The sequence below is a fragment of the Niallia alba genome (genome assembly GCF_012933555.1).
In the GTDB taxonomy this organism is placed as follows: Bacteria; Bacillota; Bacilli; order Bacillales; family Cytobacillaceae; genus Niallia; species Niallia alba.
On the sequence record NZ_JABBPK010000001.1, the window covers coordinates 741347 to 761976 of the forward strand.

The 20630-nt window shown below is 34.7% G+C and carries 17 protein-coding genes and 1 tRNA gene; 9 read left to right on the forward strand and 9 right to left on the reverse strand.

Annotation, left to right across the window (positions count from 1 at the left end):
* Nucleotides 1-210: 210 nt before the first annotated feature.
* The 4 genes from HHU08_RS03755 to HHU08_RS03770 form a co-directional block, all read right to left on the reverse strand.
* Nucleotides 211-420, reverse strand: a complete 210-nt coding sequence (locus HHU08_RS03755; protein ID WP_016202216.1) for a hypothetical protein — start codon at nt 418-420, stop codon at nt 211-213.
* A gap of 20 nt (nt 421-440) precedes the next feature.
* Nucleotides 441-511, reverse strand: a tRNA-Cys gene (locus HHU08_RS03760).
* 572 nt (nt 512-1083) lie between these two features.
* Nucleotides 1084-1293, reverse strand: coding sequence for a hypothetical protein (locus tag HHU08_RS03765; protein WP_016202217.1), 210 nt, complete (start codon nt 1291-1293; stop codon nt 1084-1086).
* A 1-nt stretch (nt 1294) separates the two neighbouring features.
* Nucleotides 1295-1960: a sigma-70 family RNA polymerase sigma factor gene (locus HHU08_RS03770; protein ID WP_169187826.1), complete on the reverse strand. Its 666-nt coding sequence runs from the start codon at nt 1958-1960 to the stop codon at nt 1295-1297.
* 125 nt (nt 1961-2085) lie between these two features.
* Between HHU08_RS03770 and HHU08_RS03775 the strand changes: the two genes are divergently transcribed.
* The 3 genes from HHU08_RS03775 to HHU08_RS03785 all read left to right on the forward strand — a co-directional run bounded on the left by HHU08_RS03775 (nt 2086) and on the right by HHU08_RS03785 (nt 4034).
* Nucleotides 2086-2340, forward strand: a complete 255-nt coding sequence (locus tag HHU08_RS03775) for a glutaredoxin family protein (protein ID WP_101729710.1) — start codon at nt 2086-2088, stop codon at nt 2338-2340.
* 77 nt (nt 2341-2417) lie between these two features.
* A complete protein-coding gene (locus tag HHU08_RS03780; RefSeq protein ID WP_169187827.1) occupies nt 2418-3338 on the forward strand; it encodes a S8 family peptidase in 921 nt (306 codons plus the stop codon).
* A gap of 393 nt (nt 3339-3731) precedes the next feature.
* Nucleotides 3732-4034 carry a hypothetical protein gene (locus HHU08_RS03785; RefSeq protein WP_016202222.1) on the forward strand — a complete coding sequence of 101 codons (303 nt, stop codon included), beginning with the start codon at nt 3732-3734 and terminating at the stop codon, nt 4032-4034.
* A 391-nt stretch (nt 4035-4425) separates the two neighbouring features.
* Here HHU08_RS03785 and HHU08_RS03790 read toward each other — a convergent pair whose 3' ends face one another.
* Together HHU08_RS03790 and HHU08_RS03795 are read right to left on the reverse strand one after the other, a co-directional pair.
* Nucleotides 4426-5142, reverse strand: coding sequence for a hypothetical protein (locus HHU08_RS03790; RefSeq protein WP_169187828.1), 717 nt, complete (start codon nt 5140-5142; stop codon nt 4426-4428).
* 629 nt (nt 5143-5771) lie between these two features.
* Nucleotides 5772-7211 carry a DDE-type integrase/transposase/recombinase gene (locus tag HHU08_RS03795; protein WP_169187685.1) on the reverse strand — a complete coding sequence of 480 codons (1440 nt, stop codon included), beginning with the start codon at nt 7209-7211 and terminating at the stop codon, nt 5772-5774.
* Nucleotides 7212-7376: 165 nt separating this feature from the next.
* Here HHU08_RS03795 and HHU08_RS03800 point away from each other — a divergent pair, with 165 nt between their 5' ends.
* The gene (locus HHU08_RS03800) at nt 7377-7805 is read left to right on the forward strand and encodes a halocin C8-like domain-containing protein (protein ID WP_016202224.1); all 429 of its coding nucleotides are present in this window, start codon (nt 7377-7379) and stop codon (nt 7803-7805) included.
* A 567-nt stretch (nt 7806-8372) separates the two neighbouring features.
* Nucleotides 8373-10430, forward strand: a complete 2058-nt coding sequence (locus tag HHU08_RS03805; RefSeq protein ID WP_169187829.1) for an ABC transporter permease subunit — start codon at nt 8373-8375, stop codon at nt 10428-10430.
* A 315-nt stretch (nt 10431-10745) separates the two neighbouring features.
* On the opposite strand, the gene HHU08_RS03810 is transcribed toward HHU08_RS03805, so the two are convergent.
* From HHU08_RS03810 to HHU08_RS03820, 3 genes are all read right to left on the reverse strand, one after another.
* Entirely contained in the window at nt 10746-12044 is a 1299-nt protein-coding gene (locus tag HHU08_RS03810) for an ABC transporter substrate-binding protein (protein ID WP_169187830.1), read from the reverse strand.
* A gap of 76 nt (nt 12045-12120) precedes the next feature.
* Nucleotides 12121-12948: a carbohydrate ABC transporter permease gene (locus HHU08_RS03815; protein ID WP_016202227.1), complete on the reverse strand. Its 828-nt coding sequence runs from the start codon at nt 12946-12948 to the stop codon at nt 12121-12123.
* On the reverse strand, nt 12948-13856 hold the full coding sequence (locus HHU08_RS03820; protein ID WP_407939857.1) for a carbohydrate ABC transporter permease: 909 nt from the start codon (nt 13854-13856) through the stop codon (nt 12948-12950). The genes HHU08_RS03815 and HHU08_RS03820 overlap by 1 nt, the downstream gene beginning before the upstream one ends.
* A 315-nt stretch (nt 13857-14171) precedes the next feature.
* Between HHU08_RS03820 and HHU08_RS03825 the strand changes: the two genes are divergently transcribed.
* From HHU08_RS03825 to HHU08_RS03840, 4 genes are all read left to right on the forward strand, one after another.
* Nucleotides 14172-16004: a cache domain-containing sensor histidine kinase gene (locus HHU08_RS03825; RefSeq protein ID WP_235678796.1), complete on the forward strand. Its 1833-nt coding sequence runs from the start codon at nt 14172-14174 to the stop codon at nt 16002-16004.
* Complete coding sequence (locus HHU08_RS03830; RefSeq protein WP_101729706.1) at nt 15985-17571, forward strand: response regulator transcription factor; 1587 nt, start codon at nt 15985-15987, stop codon at nt 17569-17571. Before HHU08_RS03825 ends, HHU08_RS03830 begins: the two co-directional genes overlap by 20 nt.
* Nucleotides 17572-17623: 52 nt before the next feature.
* The gene (locus HHU08_RS03835; protein WP_016202231.1) at nt 17624-18223 is read left to right on the forward strand and encodes a class I SAM-dependent methyltransferase; all 600 of its coding nucleotides are present in this window, start codon (nt 17624-17626) and stop codon (nt 18221-18223) included.
* Nucleotides 18224-18441: 218 nt separating this feature from the next.
* Nucleotides 18442-20514, forward strand: coding sequence for a bifunctional diguanylate cyclase/phosphodiesterase (locus HHU08_RS03840; protein ID WP_101729705.1), 2073 nt, complete (start codon nt 18442-18444; stop codon nt 20512-20514).
* The last annotated feature ends 116 nt before the right edge of the window (nt 20515-20630 follow it).

Sequence of the window (20630 nt, forward strand, 5' to 3'; positions counted from 1 at the left end):
AACAATCATACGGCTGACATGCGTACCATATATCTTCATGGGTTTAGTCACCATCATAATTCTAATAGTGTCTGTCTATAAAGGGCTTCATGGCAGATAAAAGAAAAACAATCCTTTGCGGGATTGTTTTTTGTATGATGATAACTTACTTTACAGTAAAAGATACCGATTCTTATGACAAAATAATTAACGTTGCTATTTTTTGTGTGACTATTTTTTAGTAGTCGGACAACAACATAAATGAATACCGTATGTTTCTTCAATCGTTTCCTTCAATGTCTGTAATTGTTTGGAATATTCAAGGCAGATATTCTGATACGAATCTTTTTCCTTATTTGTTTTACATGTTTCTATACAATTGGACATTCGTAACAGATCTAATTTAATCTTATTTAGTTTCTTAATATCTTCGTCTAACATCAATTATCACCTCATTAATAAGGCGGCAACCGGATTTGAACCGATGATAAAGGTTTTGCAGACCTTGGCCTTACCACTTGGCTATGCCGCCGTATTCTTATACTGTATAAAGTGAAAATACTAGGCAGAAAATAAACAGTTAAAAATTTTTTAAAAGTCGTTTATTATTTTTATTTTTCCTCCACTTATATAAATAGGGATGTAGCCAAAAGGTAAGGCAAGGTTGAGCACTAACTAGAGTCTTTGGTTCGATTCCGAGGTATTCCTAAGAACAATGTTCTTGTTCTTACATCACTACACCAATCTCTCAGAAAAAGTCCCTCTATATTAAGGGGGGACTTTTTTGCTTTATATAATAAAACAAACATCAAAACAATTCAGTTTAGTGAGAGACGTTAAGAAGACGAAAAAAGTGCAAGAAATATCTTACACTTTCAGGCTGTCGAGAAAGTCTCGACAGCTTTTTTTACAATTCCGATATACAGCATATAGTGTTTTAATAATACCTTATATTCCATATGTTGTGGTAAAAATCAATTAAAACATCAAAAACCCCCTTTTTCAAAATCATACTTTTAAAAATAGGGGGTTTTTCTACAATCTGAAAGCGCAAGAAATATCTTACACTTTCTTATTCTTTTTTGTGAAATAAATTCGCTTGTTTTAAAATTCTTTGAATTGATTCCAAAACGAAGGGGCTTGTTGTTTAAAGTCTATGTTGTCTATGTTTTGGGTTTTATTAAACAAAAGTATATAAAGTTCTTGTTCCAAATCATCTCTATACTGATAAGGCGTTTGCAATAGAGAACGGTGAATAGCAAGTTTATATTTTTCTAAGTAATATTCGAAACAATGACAGCAATTTTCTTCCATCTTATTCACCTACACTGTAGTTCATTTTTGTTTTTAACTTCTGAAGGGCTCTTTTTTGAGTCTGGCTGACATATTGAGCAGAAACATTGGCCGTTTTTGCGGCTTCTAAATTGGTTAGATTTTTAACGTAAAGTAATTCAAGTATTTTGTACTGGGAGTCAGTCAAATATTCAAGTGCTTGGAAAAGTAACTCATTCGTAATTTCCCCATTTAGCGTACTTCCTTGTTCAAAAGGGTTATAAGGATTATCATCTACCAATAAATCTATAATGGAACCCCCACTTTCTCCACCTTTTGTGGTTGGCGTATCCAATGTCAGAGAGAATCTTTCGTTAATTTTTCGAATCTTTTTGTCGAAATCAACAGCTGCTCTCTTAATTAGATTAGTGAAATAAAAATCAAATCTTACTTTTTCATAATGCTCCTGAAATGCTTTTTCTACTAAATCTCTATTTTCTTGAGTGGGATTCGCTATCGCTTTTTCAAAGAGATTAAAATTATCTTTGTTTTCTAAGAAAGTGCGAACCAAAGCTTTGTTCATTATTTTATTCTTTTGTAAAAGATTTTTTATCGTCTCATTTTCAGTTTGTATATTCATCTCTAAATACCCCCCTATATTTTTTCTCTTAATATAGAAAGTGAAACGAATACTTAAATTATAAACCATTTAAAGGAACATTTGTTCTATTTTGTAAGAGGTTTTTGATGAAATGTAATTTTTTGTAATTTTTGTTTACAATTTCGCCCTTTTTTCACTTTTAATAAAGAAGCTACTTTAAAGGAGATGTGATTATGTTAAAAAATAAAAAAACGACGGTATATTTTGCTGAGTATTGTATCCATTGCTCAAACTTAAAAGATTGGCTGAAAGAAAATAATATTCCTTTCACGGCACTAAATACAGAAGACCCTGAAATCTCAAAAGAGTTAGTGGATTGTGGAGTTCAGGCTATTCCTTTCACGGTTATTACGGATCAAAAAACAGGGGAATCACAAGAAATAGTAGGGTTCAACAAAGCAAAATTCGAAGAAATTTTCTCACTGTAAAAGCCGCTTTATTGGCTTTTTTGGTTTCTAAAAACTTAATCTCTTTCACTTTATAAAGTAAGGAGGTGGGATGCTCAATGAGCGAAATTATAGTAAGAACGGGAAAAATATTAAAAGTGTTTAAAACATTAAGCTTAATCCCGGATAACCTGGATAAAATCAAAGCTAGAGAGTTCTGGGAAGAAACAAATCAAGGTTCTGGTATCATAGTGGCGGTTTTGGATAGCGGTATCCAAAAAGACCATCCTAGCTTAAAAAATAACATAATTGGTGGATATAATTTCACCGAAGAAGACAGCGGGAACCCAGATGTTTTTGATGATTATTTGGGACACGGGACACACGTCGCGGGTATTATAGCAGCTGAAAACAATGGAAAGAGTGCCGTAGGGGTTGCTCCGAAAGCTCAGCTATTAATCGTAAAAATAATTGACAGTTATGGTAGTGGTAGCTTTGAAAGTCTCATCAACGGTATAAAGTATGCGGCAGATTGGATAGGACCGACAGGGGAAAAAGTAAACATTATTAATATGTCACTTGGCGGTAAGCAGACAAATGACGAATTGCATCGTGCTATTAAATATGCCCGGTCAAAGGGGATCGTTTTGGTGGCGGCAGCTGGGAATGAAGGGGATGGAAACGAAGATACTATAGAAATTTCCTATCCTGGATTTTATAAAGAAGTTATTCAAGTAGGATCTATTTCAAAAAATCAGACACCTTCCAAATTCTCCAATACCAATGTTAATATCGATTTTGTAGGGCCAGGAGAGAACATTCTTTCTACCCATTTAAACAGTGATTACGTTGAACTAACAGGTACGTCGATGGCTTCACCATTCGTCGCTGGAGCCGCTGCACTTATTATTAAAATAGTAAATCGTTCTGAGCCACACTTAATTCCTGCGTATGTATATGAATACTTAGTGTTACATGCATTACCTTTAGAGAATTATTCAATGAATCAAGTCGGTAATGGGTTCATACAGCTAAAATAACAGGAAAACGACTATCATGAGGATAGTCGTCAGTTTGTCGATAAAATGATTTTTAGAAAGTTAATAGAATTTTTATGCGTTGCTTGGAGTGGAAGGGGTGAGACTCCTGTGGGCTCAGCGCGAGCCCCACGGAAAGCGAACCCCTGGAGCGGAAAGCAACATCCCTATTCAAAGGGACTAATAAATATACTATATACAAACTTTTATTTTAAAATTCAGGAGTTTGTCTACAGTCTGACGACTATCATGAGGATAGTCGTTTTTTATCTGAAAACTCAGTATTGAGAATTTTTTCTGGAAAACAGTCTGAAATACCATTGTGAATTCCCAATTTTTGTGTATTATGTATATTGTATTCCATTTTTTCATAATACAAAGGGGGAGATTAGGTGTATGAAGAGCAAGACTAGCATATCTTTTTATTGTTTCTTAGCTTCTATTGTAGTCTTTATTCTAGCTAACATTATGGGTAAGATATATTATGAAACAGGATTTAGCTTAGGTACTGGGAACGATTGGCTTGGTTATAGTATCTTAGCTAGTGTATTTGTGTTATCTTTAGTTGGGCTGGTATACGGATTTAAAGGAGAAAAAAGTAGCTTGAAATACATCTCCATTGTTGGAAACTCATTAGCACTCTTGACCATAGGACTCTTATCAATAGCTTTGATTGTTTACGACTTCGTTCCACAATAATCGAAAAGAGGTTGGGACATAACTAAATAGATACGCTGTAAAGACGAACAATTTCTCATTTAGCTAGTAAATAGTGGCTGCTTTCGCACACTTTTTACAAGAGGAAATATGATTAGTTGGGAAAACAGAGCAGCCGGAATACACGTAGACGCCACGGGGATTAGCGAGACAGTCTGAGACCCCGGAGGCGAAGCTGAGGAGGCTTAAGCTTAGCCCCACGGAAAGCGAAGTGTATTCCGGCTGCGGGGAAACGCACTAAACTTCATGGAAAACCCCTATTAAAAACAAATAAAAAACCAAACAATTATACGGAACTTTCATTAGCATCTTCGTATAATTGTTCGGATTTATCCTTGGCTGGAATACTTATGTCCCATCCTCTTTTTATTAATCAAGAGAATACACAACGAGCCAATTTTAAGTTGAATGCGGCGATTACTAAACTGCTAGCAGCTACTCCGGATACTTTAGAGCAAGAGATAAGAATGCGGTCACATTCACATCGATCTTTCATACTAGGAAATGTACCATAGCAGTAATCATGGTTTCGGCAACAAGTATCTAGTTTGTTGATTGGTGTACCAGAACCACAACCCATACCGCACCACTTGTATTGCTCACCATTTAATTTACAACAACCACCATCGAAACAAGAAATGACTTTTGCTTGGAAATCACCTTGTGTTGACATTTCGGGTAACTCCAATTCTTCGTTGAATATGAAAGATTCTTCCAAGTCTTTCACTCTGTTAACATAGCTGATGATGTATTTCTTTTGAGTAAGACTATCTGTATGATCAAGATATTCAATTGTAACATCTGTACTTTTCGTACCATCTTCAAGCTTTGCTTCGAAAACAGATAGTATAGCTCGCGCATTCAATTGAGCGAATGTAATATGCTGTACGGCAGCTATTGGCTCATCAACTGTATCTTTTTCAAAATAATGTCTAGTATAGCTTCTAGTATGGGCTTTAAAATGTTCGTTAATAGACACTTTTTCTCCCACATAACCCAACACTTCTTTTACGTAATCTTGTTCTAAAAGAACGTCTAAGGGATTCACATCAGAAACGGTAAATGTATTTTCTTTAGTAGTGTAAATCAAATCATTCATCTCCTTTTTAAATTGTCTTATCTTCCCTACAGCAAAATAACTTTGCAAAAAAGGTGTGGAAGGAAACGACTTTTAATTAAACGCAACAACGCCCTGTTGCAACTATTTTGTCTCCTAGTTGTGTTAATTCTTGTTTACACGTTGGGTTGTTACCACTACAACAACGAGGAAGTGGTTCACCACAACCAATAGAAGCTGCAGGTTTTATTTGTTGGTTAGCCATAGACGTTAAACCCCCTTTCCTTAATTCAAAAGGATATTTATAAAAATCCTTTTTGTACTAAATAAAGTGAAAGGAATGGAAAAAAAATAAACCATTTCTTCAAAAACATTTAGTTTTCGTTCTATTTTTTCACTCTTATAAGGTAGTGTCAAAAGATTTATGAAAACTACCTAAAGGGTTAGTTTCTCTCCTATTTACTGGATGGAGATGCGCCGCAATCGCTCTTGACAAACACGCCAATGGTTTGAGGATTGTTTAACAAGGGCGAAGGGAACAAAAGAAGGCATACCAAATAAGCCCTTGGTTGTTTCCATTTTAAACCATTGGCAAGTTCGGTTTGTCAAGAGTTCGCTCCGCCGATTGCTGAATTAGCTTAAGGGCTCAGCTAAACAAAAAGTTAGGCTTGTCTTTGTTCTACTATCCATTGTTGTGCTAATCCAATGAGCTTTGTCCAACGTGCTGGCATTGTTGGAAGCCCCTTGAGTTCTGGATTCACTACGGGCACTTTTCCTTCTAAGGCGGCATGCGGACGCAAAAAGTTAAAGTAGGCCGTAAATAAGGTGACGTATGAAATGGAACCATGTTCAGAGCCGAATCCATGAGTGGAGCGATAATTGCCCTTAAAGGTGCGGTTAAGTCTCTCAATTATTTGTTTCAGTGGTCTATATTCGGTCGAAACAGGGTCCTCATTGGTTAATCCAATGACCTGCTTCACATCGAATGAAATCCCATGTTGAGCGAAGAAATGTTGGGCTAAAAGATAGATTGGATTCCCGTCTACCACAAAGGTCAGATTTTCTGGAATCTCTTTCATCTTGATTAAGACCTCATCAATTGCTCGAATGGCTGTTGCTGTGTCTCGATTAGGCGACACCGGATACGAAAGAATAATCTTTTTCACGGCGTCAAAAAAGAAAAATAAATAATGCCATCGACCGTTTACTCTGATATACGTTTCATCACCGCAGAATTGGTCTGAAAGTTCATAGGGATAGTGATCCACATAAGGTTTAAGTAATAAAGCTACGCTATTTTCGTAGTTCAATACAGTCTGATGTGAAATCATCACTCCGTGTACGTCCTGCATAATCGCAGCTGTTTTACGGGCCGAAAGGCCATAGTTTACATGATAGGTTAGGATTAATCCTAATGTATGTGGTGATGCATAAATCTTTGATAAGTCAACGGCCGGCAGTTCTGGTGATTCCTTGGATAACGGCTGGAAATCGATATGAAACTGACGGAAAATGTATCTTAATTTAAATGCTTGAGGGTCCTTTTTGAACCTTTTCTTTTCTTTTGAAGTCATCCCATTGAGCTTCTTTTGATAATAAGAACAGTCATTGTTCTTGCACTTAAACACGTGAAAATCTTTTCTTTCTTTTATTTTCTCGAGAGTTTTGGAACAATGAGGACACTTCAGGATGGCTTCCTTAGAATAACGGTTCTTTTCACTGAAGAGCTCTGTACACACCTTGCATTGATACTGGCCTTTATCTCCATTGTTGGCATAAAGATAATCTGATGGAGCACCACACTTTGGGCAGTTCATGGATTTAGGTACGGAAACTTTTGCATTCTTACGCCTTTGAACAGGTTTAAGTGGTTTCCCGTTCTTCTCTAGATATTCACTAAGAAGAACTCGATAATCAAGCTGTTCCAGAACTTCAATGACCGGAAGGTCGTCCACTTGAAGTTTTCGATATGGTTTATTTACTGGCTGTTCAGTAGGCTTATCAAACATACTCTTACCAATCAATAAAGTAAGCAATGTTCGAATTAGTTGTTCTTGATAGTTTATAAAAGTTAATAAATAGGTTATAATTTGAGGGTACAAATTGTCACTTCCTTTTCTAGGTTGTTGAGAGTGTCGTAACCTCAATTATCCTTAGAATTCAGGGGGTGGCAATTTTTTTGCTTATAAAGCCCTCTCAGATAGGATTTAATAACCTATTTACTATAAAAGTTTTGACAATACGTCTTATAAGTAAGGGGTGATTTAATGGATGAAATTATTCGTTACTCTATTTCCAAAATAGAGACAAGTGGAGTAAAAGTTATTACAATTAAGGTGGATACTAGAAAGAGTGAAGAGATCATCAATGAAGTTGAGGCATATTGGGATAATAATCACCAAATATTTTTAGAAATTAAAGAATGTGGTGTATCACGGATGATTAAAATCTCTCTATTTAAAAAGACGGTAGATTATACGATCCAATCTTCGTTTTGTGAACAAAGTATAGATGTTCTATGTAAAACAGGGGGCTCTATAGTATGCCAAGCCGCTTGTTTGGCGCTTCGTGAGATACCTATAATTAATTCTATTTTCTGTTCTGCTTTATGTGCCGATGTTTGTACGACAATTGCAAATGAAGGCTGTAATTGGGCTAAAACGAAGCTTTGTGAAAACAAAAAAGAGAACAATTAAAAGTTCTCTTTTGCTTCAACTATCTTATTAAAGTATGGAATTTCAATGAATCTTATAGTATCCATTTTTTGAAGTGTCTTAAATAAAGGCTGTGTTTTCGTAAAGTTTGTTGCGATTCCCTGCACCCGGAATACACTTCGCTTTCCGTGGTGCTAAGCTTAAGCCTCCTCAGCTTTGCCTCCGGGGTCTCAGACTGTCTCGCTAATCCCACAGGAGTCTACGTGTATTCCGGCTGCTCCATTTTCCAACTAATTCTTTTTTTTAATTGAAAAACAAAAATCCTTTAGAAAACAGCCTAAATAAAAGAACAAAATGCATATGGTACATCGGTCACGTAGAGTTTCCCCGATGATAGAGATATGCCATGCCCGGTCGCATATTAGTGTAATTGCTATAGTTTTATATGGTTTTGATTTAATAGAAACAGATTGTGCGCATTCAATCTATTAATCCTCCGTAAACATAAATTGGAAAAAATGGGGTTGATAAACAAACGATAAATCCCTATAATTTGAGAATAGTGTAAATCTTTAGATAGATATAATATGGGGGAGGAAAAGGGAATCCATGAAAAAATTTGTGAAACTAATTATCTATTATTTACTCGGTGTAATTGCCATACTAGCGTTAAGTGTTTTTTCACAATACTTTCAAATGAGAGAGTTTTCTGAAGGAAAGAGCTATTTTTCAACATTCGCATCTTTTCTAACAAAGGAATTTTTCCAGCTGGATAGGTGGGTATATACCTTGAATGGGGTGGATGAAAAACCAATTTTAGATGTTCTTTGGCCAGCATTTATATATTCCATGGAAATTTTATTCGGAGCCATTTTGTTAGGATTCGGTATCGCTTTTATTTTAGCCCTATTCGCTTTTTTTCTACCCAATTTTCTACTGCAACCGATAAAACGATTTCTTGATTTAATCGAATCGATTCCAGATATTGTTATTGCCACATTACTTCAAGCACTTGTTCTCTTCATCTTTGCTCAGACAGGCGTTGAAATTTTTCAGGTAGCTACTTATTCGGAGAAAGCCTATTTAGGACCTATCATTACCCTTTCGATTGTACCGGCTGTTTCCTTGTTCAAAATTCTTCTTTTGATGATGGAAGAAGAATATTTAAAAATGTATGTTATGTTTGCAAGGAGTAAAGGGCTACACGACTTTCCAATCCTATGGAAGCATATTATTCGTAATATTATTCCCGTCTCCTTTCATCATATGAAGATTATTATTTGGGGATTATTATCAAGTCAATTTATCATCGAACGACTATTTAATGTTCATGGACTTACTCATTTTCTAGTAGCAAACTTTACACCAATCACAATCACTGTTTCGTTGCTACTAATTTTCACGCCATTTTTTATTATTTTTCAAATAGTAGATATGATTGTGATAAAGGAAGAAGAAAAGACACGAGATGTGAAAAGAGAATCATGGAAACAAAAATGGAGCGTTTCTAATCTACAATTATCACTAAGGATAATTTGTATTGATATAAAGAATAGTTTGCAGCATTTTAATTGGAAAAAAATTTCCTCCATTCGGCCAATAATATGGCTAGGAAAAATTATCGGTTTACATATGAAGAATTGGAAGTTTGCAGTAGGGAGCTTATTTTTTATAATTACAATAGGATATAGTCTTATTTATTCTGTAACAACAAATGATTATGTGGAAAAACAGAACTTACTTTATACTGAAGATGGAGCTACATTGATAGCAGCTTCACCATTCGCACCGACAAAACCTTTTTTCTTTGGATCAGATAAATTTGGTTATAGTATCTTTGATCAAATAGTGGTTGGCGCTAAGTATACTTTAATTTTCGGATTGCTTATTGCCTTTTTACGGGTAATCGGTGGACTATTGCTAGGAATAATTTACTCCTTCTATTTGAAACATTCAGCTCAGCAATGGCTTGCTAAAATGATAGATTCGATTCACTTTATGCCATTAAGTTTGATCGCCTATATTTTACTAAGACCGATTTTATTACCTGGATTTGATGGTTTTTCGTACTCCTTTGCGGAACGAGTCTTTTTAGAAACGATGATTTTAACAATGCTAGTCATTCCTTTAACGACTATCCTGCTAGGAAAAGAAATCAACCGAGTATTAGAGTATGAATTTATTGCAAGTGCTCAGGTAATGGGTGGAGGCAAATTCAAAGTGTTTATTCGTCATATCCTTCCTCATTTAGGACCACGACTTACTATATTATTTGGACAACAGTTCATTCAAGTGATGTTAATCTTTATGCATTTAGGGATGTTTAATTATTTCTTTGGTGGTACTAAATTATCGATGGAACCTATGTTTAGTGATCCCCCTAAATCGTCTACCTATGAATGGTCGGGGTTAATAGGTCAGATTGGCAGAGAGGCACTTGGTTCAGGTAGATACTGGTACTTATATATACTTGTTCCATTTATAATTGCTATTTTTTCCATGCAGTTGATTGTTCAGGGTGTAAAAGAGATTCAGCAAGTAAAAATTGGTGTAGCCTTTAAAAGTCTAAAACTTAGGAAGAAAAAAGGGGAAAGACAACAAACGGAAAAATTACCAGTTATCACAAAAGAAAGTTTTGTTCAGATAGGAAGAGAAGAAAATCTTTAAATGATTTTTCCTAAATTTCACTCTTCATTTCGGTTTTAAAAGAAGCCTAATAATCGGTAGAAAATTATAAAAAAAGAGGAGTGCCTTCTATTTAGGCAACTCCTAACACTGTCTATTTTCAAGGGGGGACTTGAAAAAGCTGTTTAATGACTATATCTATATCATAACCATAGATTATGAATAATATATGACAAAACTATCAATAAATCTTGAAAGAATTGTTAAGATTAGTAAATGAATGAGCGTTATAAAAAATCTATTAGTGTATGTCTAGTATTTAGGCTGCGGATATAGCAACCTTTACGAGAATAGTAATTATTTTTTTAATTTAGCCCATGTTTCATCCAATGCTTTCATTGTTTCCTCACGTGATTTTTGCTTTCCTACATATGCTTGAAGACTTGCGCCGAACTCTTGACCAGCCCCATCAGGATACTTCATAAATTGCCATGTGTATGTTTTGCCTTCCTGTGAGTATTTTTGAATTTCTGCTCCTAATGGACCAATATCATCTGCTGTTGCAGTAATCGTTTCAAATGCTGGAACATATTTAAATTCTTTTACAATCGATTCTTGTGCAAAATCAGAAGTGACCATCCAGTTTAAGAAATCTAGTGCTGCTTCTTTATCTTTTTCAGGAGCATCTTTATGAACAACCCAGTTTGTAGGTACGTCGACCATTAGTTTATCTGATTGTGCTTCATCATCACTTAATGGCATTGGGATAAAGCCTACTTCCAAATTAGGAGAAATTTTATCTATCATCGGCTGAATCCAGTTACCTTGTTGAATCATTGCGGCCTCACCAGTTGCAAATAAAGTTACTTGTGTATTATAGTCTGTTGTTAATGAATTTTTATTACCATAATCAATTGTTAAATCCAGTAGATCAAAGTACTTGTCAAAATGCTCATTACCTTCGATTTTTGCTGATCCGTCATTTAATCCTTTAATAAATGCATCCGCATCCTCTTGATAAGCAAATGGTACATTCAGTCCGTGGTTAGCTAAAACCCACCATTCACCATAACCGATAGAAAAAGGAGTAATTCCAGCAGCTTTTAATTTTTCGGCAGCTGCTTCTAATTCAGAAAATGTCGTTGGCAATTCCGTAATACCTGCTTTTTCAAATAATGCTTTATTATAGGCAAATCCATACCCCTCAAGGTTAACTGGCTGACCATAAATTTTTCCATCCACTGTCATAGGAACTAAGGCACTTTCATAGGCATCTTTTACCCATGGCTGATCCGACAAATCCTCTAATTTATCAAGCCAAGTTAATGCCTCTTGATATCCACCATTTCCGAAAATATCAGGAGCTGTATTGGAGGCGAATTTCGCCTTTAAAGCGGCTGTTCCATCTGCTCCACCACCGACTGTTTCAATATTAAAGGTTACATCTGGATGTTCTTTTGAGTATTGGTCTGTTAATGCTTTTAACTGATCTGCTATTTCTACTTTTCCGTTAAACAAGTCAACCACTACTTTATCACTTTTACTTGAACCGTTATTACTGGACGCTCCCTCATTTGAACAAGCACTTGCAAAGAGAAGAGAAGCAGATAAGATACCGGTTAATAAGGAATACTTTTTCATTTTGTTAAACTTCATTTGATTTCCTCCTGTTTATAGAAAATATCTTATTTATATGGAAGAGGTGGCTTTGTGAACACAGCCTCTTAGCTCCCTATTTAATAGATCCACTAGTAATCCCTTGTATAATATGTTTTTGCATCGAAAAGAAGAAGATTAATAGTGGGATAATTCCAATCATAAGCGCTGCTAGTGCAAGATCCCATTGCTTTGTGTACTGGCCAAAGAAGAAGAAAGTAGCAAGTGGAATTGTCCGCAACTCTGGATTTTGTAAGACTAGCGATGGTAATAAGTAGTCATTCCATATCCATAGGCTATTTAAGATAATGATTGTTACGGTAATGGGCTTTAATAATGGAAAAACGATTCTCCAGAACACTCCAAAACGAGAGCAGCCATCTATAATAGCAGCTTCTTCTAATTCCACTGGAATTCCTTTAATAAAACCATGGTATAAAAAGATCGTTATCCCAGAGCCAAAACCTAAATACATGAATACTAGACCCCAAATACTGTTAAGCAAGTGTAAGCTCGAGGCTGTTTTAATAAGTGGAATCATAATTGATTGGAATGGGATAATCATAGCAGCGACAAACGCCATAAAGATTATATTGCTTATTTTCTTTTTTGTGCGGACTAGCATATACGCAGCCATCGAACAGAATACAACTAAAACAATATTACTTGCAATGGTCACAAGAAGCGAATTGCTAAATACCTTTAGAAAATTTAACTTTTCAAAAGCGTTTACATAATTCCCAAATTGAAGAGAACTTGGTAAAGCAGATGTATTTGTTAGTATTTCAGAAAAAGGCTTAAGTGAATTAGAGATAACATAGTAAAAGGGAATCAAAAATAATAAGCCTAAAATAATACCGAATACTTCCATTATGAATGTTTTGCTTGTATATTTATTCTCCATCAAGATTCCACCTCTTTTTTCTTAGTAATCGTGACCTGCAAAATGGAGATGGTTGCTACAACAATAAAGAAGATAAGCGCTTTTGCTTCCCCGATTCCATAGCGATTATTTACAAATGCCTCGGTATAAATATTAAGTGCGAGCATCTCCGTTGATTTGAACGGTCCTCCATTTGTTAAAGAAAGGTTGGCATCAAATATTTTAAAGGAAGATGCGGTTGTTAAGAATAAACAGATCGTAACAGCAGGAGCCACAAGCGGAATTTTAATGTTTCGCAAGACTTGAAAACGGCTGGCACCATCAATTTTTGCCGCCTCGATTAGTTCTTTCGGAATGTTTTGTAAAGCTGCAATGTAAATGAGCATAATATATCCTGCACCTTGCCAAACGCTAACAATCACGATTCCCCAAAAGGCAGTGTTTTGATCTCCTAGCCATGCCAATTCGAATAGTGGGATTCCTGTTAGTTCGCCAATAGAAGCAAACCCTCTAATAAAGATAAATTGCCAGATAAAACCGAGTAAGAGACCGCCAAGCAGATTTGGCATAAAAAACACTGTACGTAATAGATTACTAGATTTTAGCTTTTGTGTTACTAACAATGCTAAGCCGAATCCAATCGTGTTCGTTAAAATAATGGCTACGATGGTGTAAATAGCAGTTAATTTAAAAGATTGGAGAAACTGTTTATCTTCGGTGAATATATACTTGAAGTTTTCAAAGCCGACCCATTTAATTTCTCCAGTGATGCCATTCCAATCGGTAAAAGAGTAATAGATACCAGAAAAAAATGGAATGAGAACGACAATTGTAAATGCAATAAAGACAGGACCTACAAATAAAGAAAATAATCCTGCCTCCTTCCAGTTTTTCTTCTTTTTTGTAGAGAGTGATTTCTTTCTACCTATATTTGTCTGGTGTATAGAGGGAATTTCTATTTTTTCAATATTATTTTGATTATTCACTTTCTGCACCTCCTGTTTTTATAATATAATGGTTGTATCTTTCGGGTAACCGCTTACATTGACGGGTAAGGTGTAATATATTGACCATTCCCTGTGTATTATTTTTCTATAAGGATTTTTCTGATAAGCTTATTGCTATATTACGACTAGCCTTCTGTAAATAATTATTGGAAAGGAGGAGAGAGAAGTTTAAAAATGACATCCTTTCTCGTTCTTGTATATCGGAAAAGAAGAAGTTGTTTTAAGTTTCTCGACCTTATGAGATGGGGTATTCGAAAAAAATTAATGATTTTCTTACTTCTTGCTACGATTCTCCCGTTTGGAGGCAGTATAATTCTTACTTATTTTCAAACGATCCATAATATTAACAAGGAATCGGTAGCATATAATACAGAGTTAATGAAGAAAGGAAACGAGGAACTCACCACTTACTTGGAGGATATTGCCTTAATGTCCACTCTTTTATATCGGTATACACCGTTCATGAATGTACTGACCCAAGGAGTTGGAGAAAATAGCAAGGAGAATATGGAGGAAGTACGCAGAGTATTAGCATATGTCTATAATTCTCGATCAGAAATAGAACAAATGCATTTATACATAAACGAAGGGAGAGATTCCTTTACGAACTATCACTCTCGAATAAGCGGAAGAGGGAAAAATCAGAATATCTATTTTCATCCTTATTATCGAAAATTAGAGGAAAGTGAAACAAACTATTCTGTAATAGAACCACCTCATACGATTTACAGTTATAATGGTTTATCCATTATTCCTAACTCAGAGAAGACTACAGTATTATCTTTTCACAATAAAATTAGAAATGTACCATCTAATGATATTTTGGGATTCGTATCTATTGATATAAACCTTTCTAAAATTGAAGGGATAGTGAATAGGCTATATAAAGATACAGAAAATCTTTCTATTATAAATGAAAATGGAACCGTTATCTATTCTTCTGATGAAACGTTAATTGGAAAGAAAAGCAGGGATAAATGGTTTTATGAATTGCGCAATAATCCACAGCAAAACAAATTAAATTGGGAAAGAAAAGATTTTTCTGGTGTCATTTTTTATGAAAATATTACAGTGCAAGATAATCATTTGTATATGATAAAAAGCATTCCTTATGCCAGCCTTTATAAAAGTGCAAAGGAAACCGCATTTATGAATACGATCATTGCCTTATTGGCTTTAATTGTTGTCTTGATTATAACGATAATTATTTCTTTTAAAATTACAGCACCTATTAAAGTATTAATTGAAAAGATGAAAAAAGCAGAACAGGGTATCTTTGAGACAGATTTTGAGATTGTAGGACAGGATGAGATTGGGATGCTAGGCAGACATTTTAAATCAATGGTTTTGCAAATAAATAGACTGATAGATAAAGAATATAAATTGCAGTTAGAAAATAAATCATCCCAATTAAAGGTTTTGCAATCACAGATAAATCCTCATTTTCTGTACAATAGCTTTCAGTCTATCGGTACACTTGCTCTGAAAATGAATGCTGTTCCGGTTTATACCTTATTAACGTCTCTATCGGCTATGATGCGATACAGCATGGATATGAGAGAGGAAATGGTACCGTTCTCTAAGGAAATAAACCATTCACAATCTTATCTAGCATTACAGAAACAAAGATTTGAGGATGAGTTAGACGTAACATTAACACTTGATCCAAATATGTATGAGATTCTCGTTCCTAAAATGATTCTGCAGCCAATCATTGAAAACTGTTTTAAACATGGGTTTAGCGATAATATGGAGGACGCAAAGATATCGATCCGTTCGTATCGAGAGGATGATTATTTAGTCCTTATTGTTCAAGATAATGGGAAAGGTATTAGTAGAGAAAGGCTTGAGAGAATACGTAATCGATTGTATCACAACAAAGGAAGAAAGGCTGGCAAAGAAGGAGAGTCCATTGGGTTAAAAAATATTTATGATCGTTTGCAGCTGTATTATGGAAGACAAGCGATGTTAGAAATGGAAAGTATAGAGAATAACGAATTTACTGTAATGATTCATATTCCTGTATCTTTACAAGAGGGAGTGGAAGGGCATGAAGGCACTTATCGTTGATGATGAAAGACATGTTCGTGAAGGAATTAAGCTTCTTGCTGACTGGGCAGGTAATGAGATTACGGAAATTTATGAAGCAAGTAATGGAGAAGACGCCATTCAAATTATTGAATCGGTTCATCCGGAAATTATCTTTTCTGACATGAAAATGCCTAAAATAGATGGAACACAGCTCTTAAAATGGATGGATGAACATTATGCTGAGGGGAAAACAATTGTCGTGACGGGGTATGATGACTATCATTATATGAGAAAAGCCATGCATTATGGTAGCTCAGACTACTTGTTGAAACCTATTGATCCTAAAATGTTGAATGATACATTAATGAGGGTAGTGCAAGAATGGAAACAAGAGGAAGTGGAAAGAAAAAATAAACAGGATAAAAACCTACTTATTAATAAAATGAAGCCTGCGTACCGAGATCAGCAACTAACGCACATGATAAATAATGATCCAATAGATAAGAATGTTTTGGAAGAATTTCTTTTAATAGAAGCAAAGGCATATACAATTGCCCTCATGCAACTAAGTAATGGAGCTATTGAGCAATTCAAAGGGGATCGAGACCTAACACTATTTACTTTATTAAATGTAATAAATGAGGAGCTTAGCAGGCATAATAGTGGAATTGCCTTTCATTATGTAACTGCTAAAGGAGAAATTGTTCTTCTTATCAAAAGAAGAAAAGAAGAAGCAGTTATTCTAATACGAGGGGTACATAATACGCTTAAAGAGCTACTAGGACTATCTTGTACGATAACGATTGGTTTAGAAGTAACCTCCATTACACAATTGAATCTTTCTTATCAATATGCTAAATCTATTATGATGAATAGAGATGTATCGGGAAATCAACAAGATAAAATAATAACGGATAAAAAGGAAAAAGAGATAAAAAGCTTAATGGGGTATGCTAGTTCCATTAAAATGGCTGTTCAGGCAGGCGAGTTAAATGCTTTTCATTCGCTCATTGGGCAAATTCAAAAAGATCTAACTAGTAATAACCAACTGTCATGGAGGCAACTTATCCATTTGGAAAATGAATATCAAATGATTAGTACAAGATGGCATAAGGAATTTAATCTCCCAATGAATATTTCGACCAACATAGAGGAACAAATTAATCGGTTTATAGACAAAAATGATCATTTTCAGTTAGAAGCTTATAAAACAAGGAAGAAAAAAGAAATTGCTTTGTTTCTTCGCCGCGTGAAAAGACAAAATACAAGAAAGTCTCAAAATGTTATTCATGAGATTGAAAAGTATGTAAAGGCAAACTTTCATCGAGAGATTAAACTCCAAGAAATATCCAATCATTTTTATATTAGCAGAGAATATATTTCAAGAAAATTCAAACAGGAATACAACATAAATATTTCCGAGTATGTAGTGTCCATCCGAATGAAAAAAGCACAGGAACTATTGAAAAGCAGTAATCTAAAGGTATATGATATTGCCAATATGATTGGATACCAAGACGATAAATATTTTCGCAAAGTATTTAAAAAAATAGTAGGTGTTTCACCAAATGAATATCGTGAAAAGAAGCTAGAGGATATAAAGTGAAATTCTAGCATTAGCTTGTCTTCCACTTGCTTTAAGGAAATAGAGAAAATGGGTGTATAAATTGAACTATGATAAATTACTACATATCGAAACGGAAGAAATACAATTTGGATTCAATAAATCTTACCATTATCATCGGTATGAACCAACTCCATATGAGCATTTAGAAAAGTTATTTCATGAATTTCCTCTTCATAAGACAGACTATGTAGTCGATTTTGGCTGTGGGAAAGGCCGCTTAAACTTTTTCATTCATTACTTATTTCAATCTACCGTAACGGGTATTGAAATGAATGAGGAATTTTACCAGGATGCGTTATACAATCTAGAAAAATACAGGGAAAATAGGAAGGTAAGAGAAGGGAAGATAAATTTTCATTTAGGAAAAGCAGAAGGTTATGCTATACAACCAGAAGATAATTATTTCTATTTCTTCAACCCTTTTTCCTTGCCAATCTTTCAAAAGATTATCAGTAATTTGTTTTATTCGCTAGAGGAAAAAAGCCGTATAGTGAAAATTATCCTCTATTTTCCCTCAAATGAATATCTATTTTTTATGGATAATCATGCGTTTTTTGAAAAAGAGGCAGATGTACATGTAGGGAATAAGACAGATAAAGACCATTTTGTTATTTATAAATCAATCTATTAATTTACTGGCTTTCTGCCCGTTTTCGTCCTAGAGAAAATGGGTTTTTCTGTTTTCTTTCATTCTAATGTTTGGAAAATAATGCTAGGAATGAAAGGATTGTCTAAAGTTGATTTATCCTTTATATTCAGTTATATAAGTAAAAAGACATAGGTGAAAAGTCTTTTAAAATTGTAAAATACGTAAATGAGAAGAACAACTGATTCAATGAACTGTCCCTCATGACCGTATTTTTTAGAGGGGAAATTACTATTTTTACATTGCCAAGCGTTGATACCGTAACTTATTTACCAGTGGAATATTCCATTCCTATTATCCTATTATCGGTTGTTATTGCATGTTTAGCATCATATACATCACTTTCTATGAATGAAAGGATTGTTTATAGTAGCTTTTTCCACCGATACGTATGGTTAGGGTTAGCATCCATTACGATGGGATTTGGAATTTGGTCTATGCACTTTATTGGAATGAGTGCATCGAGACTCCCAGTAGAAATGAGTTTTAATGTCCCATTAACGATTCTTTCGATAGTGCCAGCTATTCTAGCAACCTTTTTAGCTTTCATCCTATCAAGTAAGGCAAGGAATTCTACTAGATTAATTGTATTCGCTGGAATGTTTATGGGGATTGGCATCAGCGCTATGCACTACATTGGGATGAAAGCAATGATTTTAGAGGCTGATTATGCTTATCATTTAGGGTATTTTATTTTATCTGTTTTCATTGCAATTCTTGTTTCATTTTTTTCGTTATTTATTTTTTTGAAGCTGCAGCCATATATGAATAACTTTATCGTGAAAGGTATTACCTCTCTTTTGATGGGGATCGCGATATCGAGTATGCATTATACAGGAATGCATGCTGTCAAGTATTATGTGGATTCGGATTTGGAACTTATTCACTCCCATATGCATCACATGAGTATAAAATCAATTATTCTTGGTGTAACAATCGGTATTGTTATTATTCTATTATTGTCCATTTTATCAAGTCTACTGGATCGCTATGTGGATTATCGCCTAAACTATTTTGACGCCTTAACGAAGCTTCCAAATCGTAGACAATTTGAAAGGTTAATTGAATCTTCCACTTATTTAACTGGAATGGCTATTCTTCATATTCACGATTTAAATAAATGGAATAGTAAGTATGGCTATTACTTTGGTGATAAAATTATCATTTATATTGAAGAATTATGTACGAAATTAATGCCCCCTAATGTAGAATTGTTTCGAATAGAAGGCAACCGTTTCGCATTCTTAAGTATGACTAATGAAGACTTAGAGAAATTGCTTGCAGGACTTAATCATTTAACAACTATTTTATCTAGTCCAGTGACAATTGATGATCAAATCATCAAGATAGAAACAGCTATTGCTCTATCTGTTAATGAGAAAAAAATTTCTTCCAAACAAATATATAAAAATGCTGTTGCCGTTTTAACCCATTATTCGATTCGCTATGATAATGAAATTATAAAGTATGATTCAGATAAACATAAACGGACCTTCGCTAATCATCTTGTGAATGAGATAGAGGATGCTCTCATAAAAAAACAGCTATACTTAGTCTATCAGCCTAAAGTATTCCTAAATTCAAAGGAAGTAGCTGGAGTGGAAGCCTTGTTGAGGTGGAAGCATCCTATATATGGAGAGCTTTCACCAGCTGTGTTTATTCCGATTTTAGAGGCGTCTGATAAAATGTGGGAGGTTACCGATTGGATCATTGAAGAGGTATGTAAGCAACTTGCCATATGGGAGCAGCAAGGTAGAAGCATCCCTATAGCTATTAACATTCCAGGTCCATATGTGACCTCTCCAAGATTAATAAGAAGCTTAACAACCAATGTAGACAAATATGAGCTAAGTCCGTCACTAATAGAGCTTGAAATAACAGAAACTAGTGCTGTTGGTAATATTGAAGGGGCAATTCAATCCGTACAAGCTTTTAGAAGTGCAGGCTTTTCAGTTGCTCTTGATGATTTTGGTACAGGCGTATCTTCCCTATCTTATTTAAAAAGAATTCCAGTCAACACATTAAAAATAGATAAATCATTTATTGATGGAGTTCCTGAATCGCAAAAGGATGGAGAAATTATTAAGGCTATTATGGCCCTAGGGAGTTCTCTGCATTTGAGCATTGTGATAGAAGGGGTAGAAAGAGAAGAACAGATTGAATATTTATCTGCTATCAATGAGTTGCCAATTATCCAAGGCTACTATTATGCTAAACCAATGAATATTATTGCTTTAGAAGAGTGGGTTTTTCGTTTAAAAGAACAATATCGATAAATAGAGAATAAGGATCATCCATTTCGATAAAAAAAGAAAGGATGATCCTTTTCTTATAGTGAAAAAATTCTAGATTATCTAGTATGATTGGGAATTAAACACAGTCTGTGGTGAGC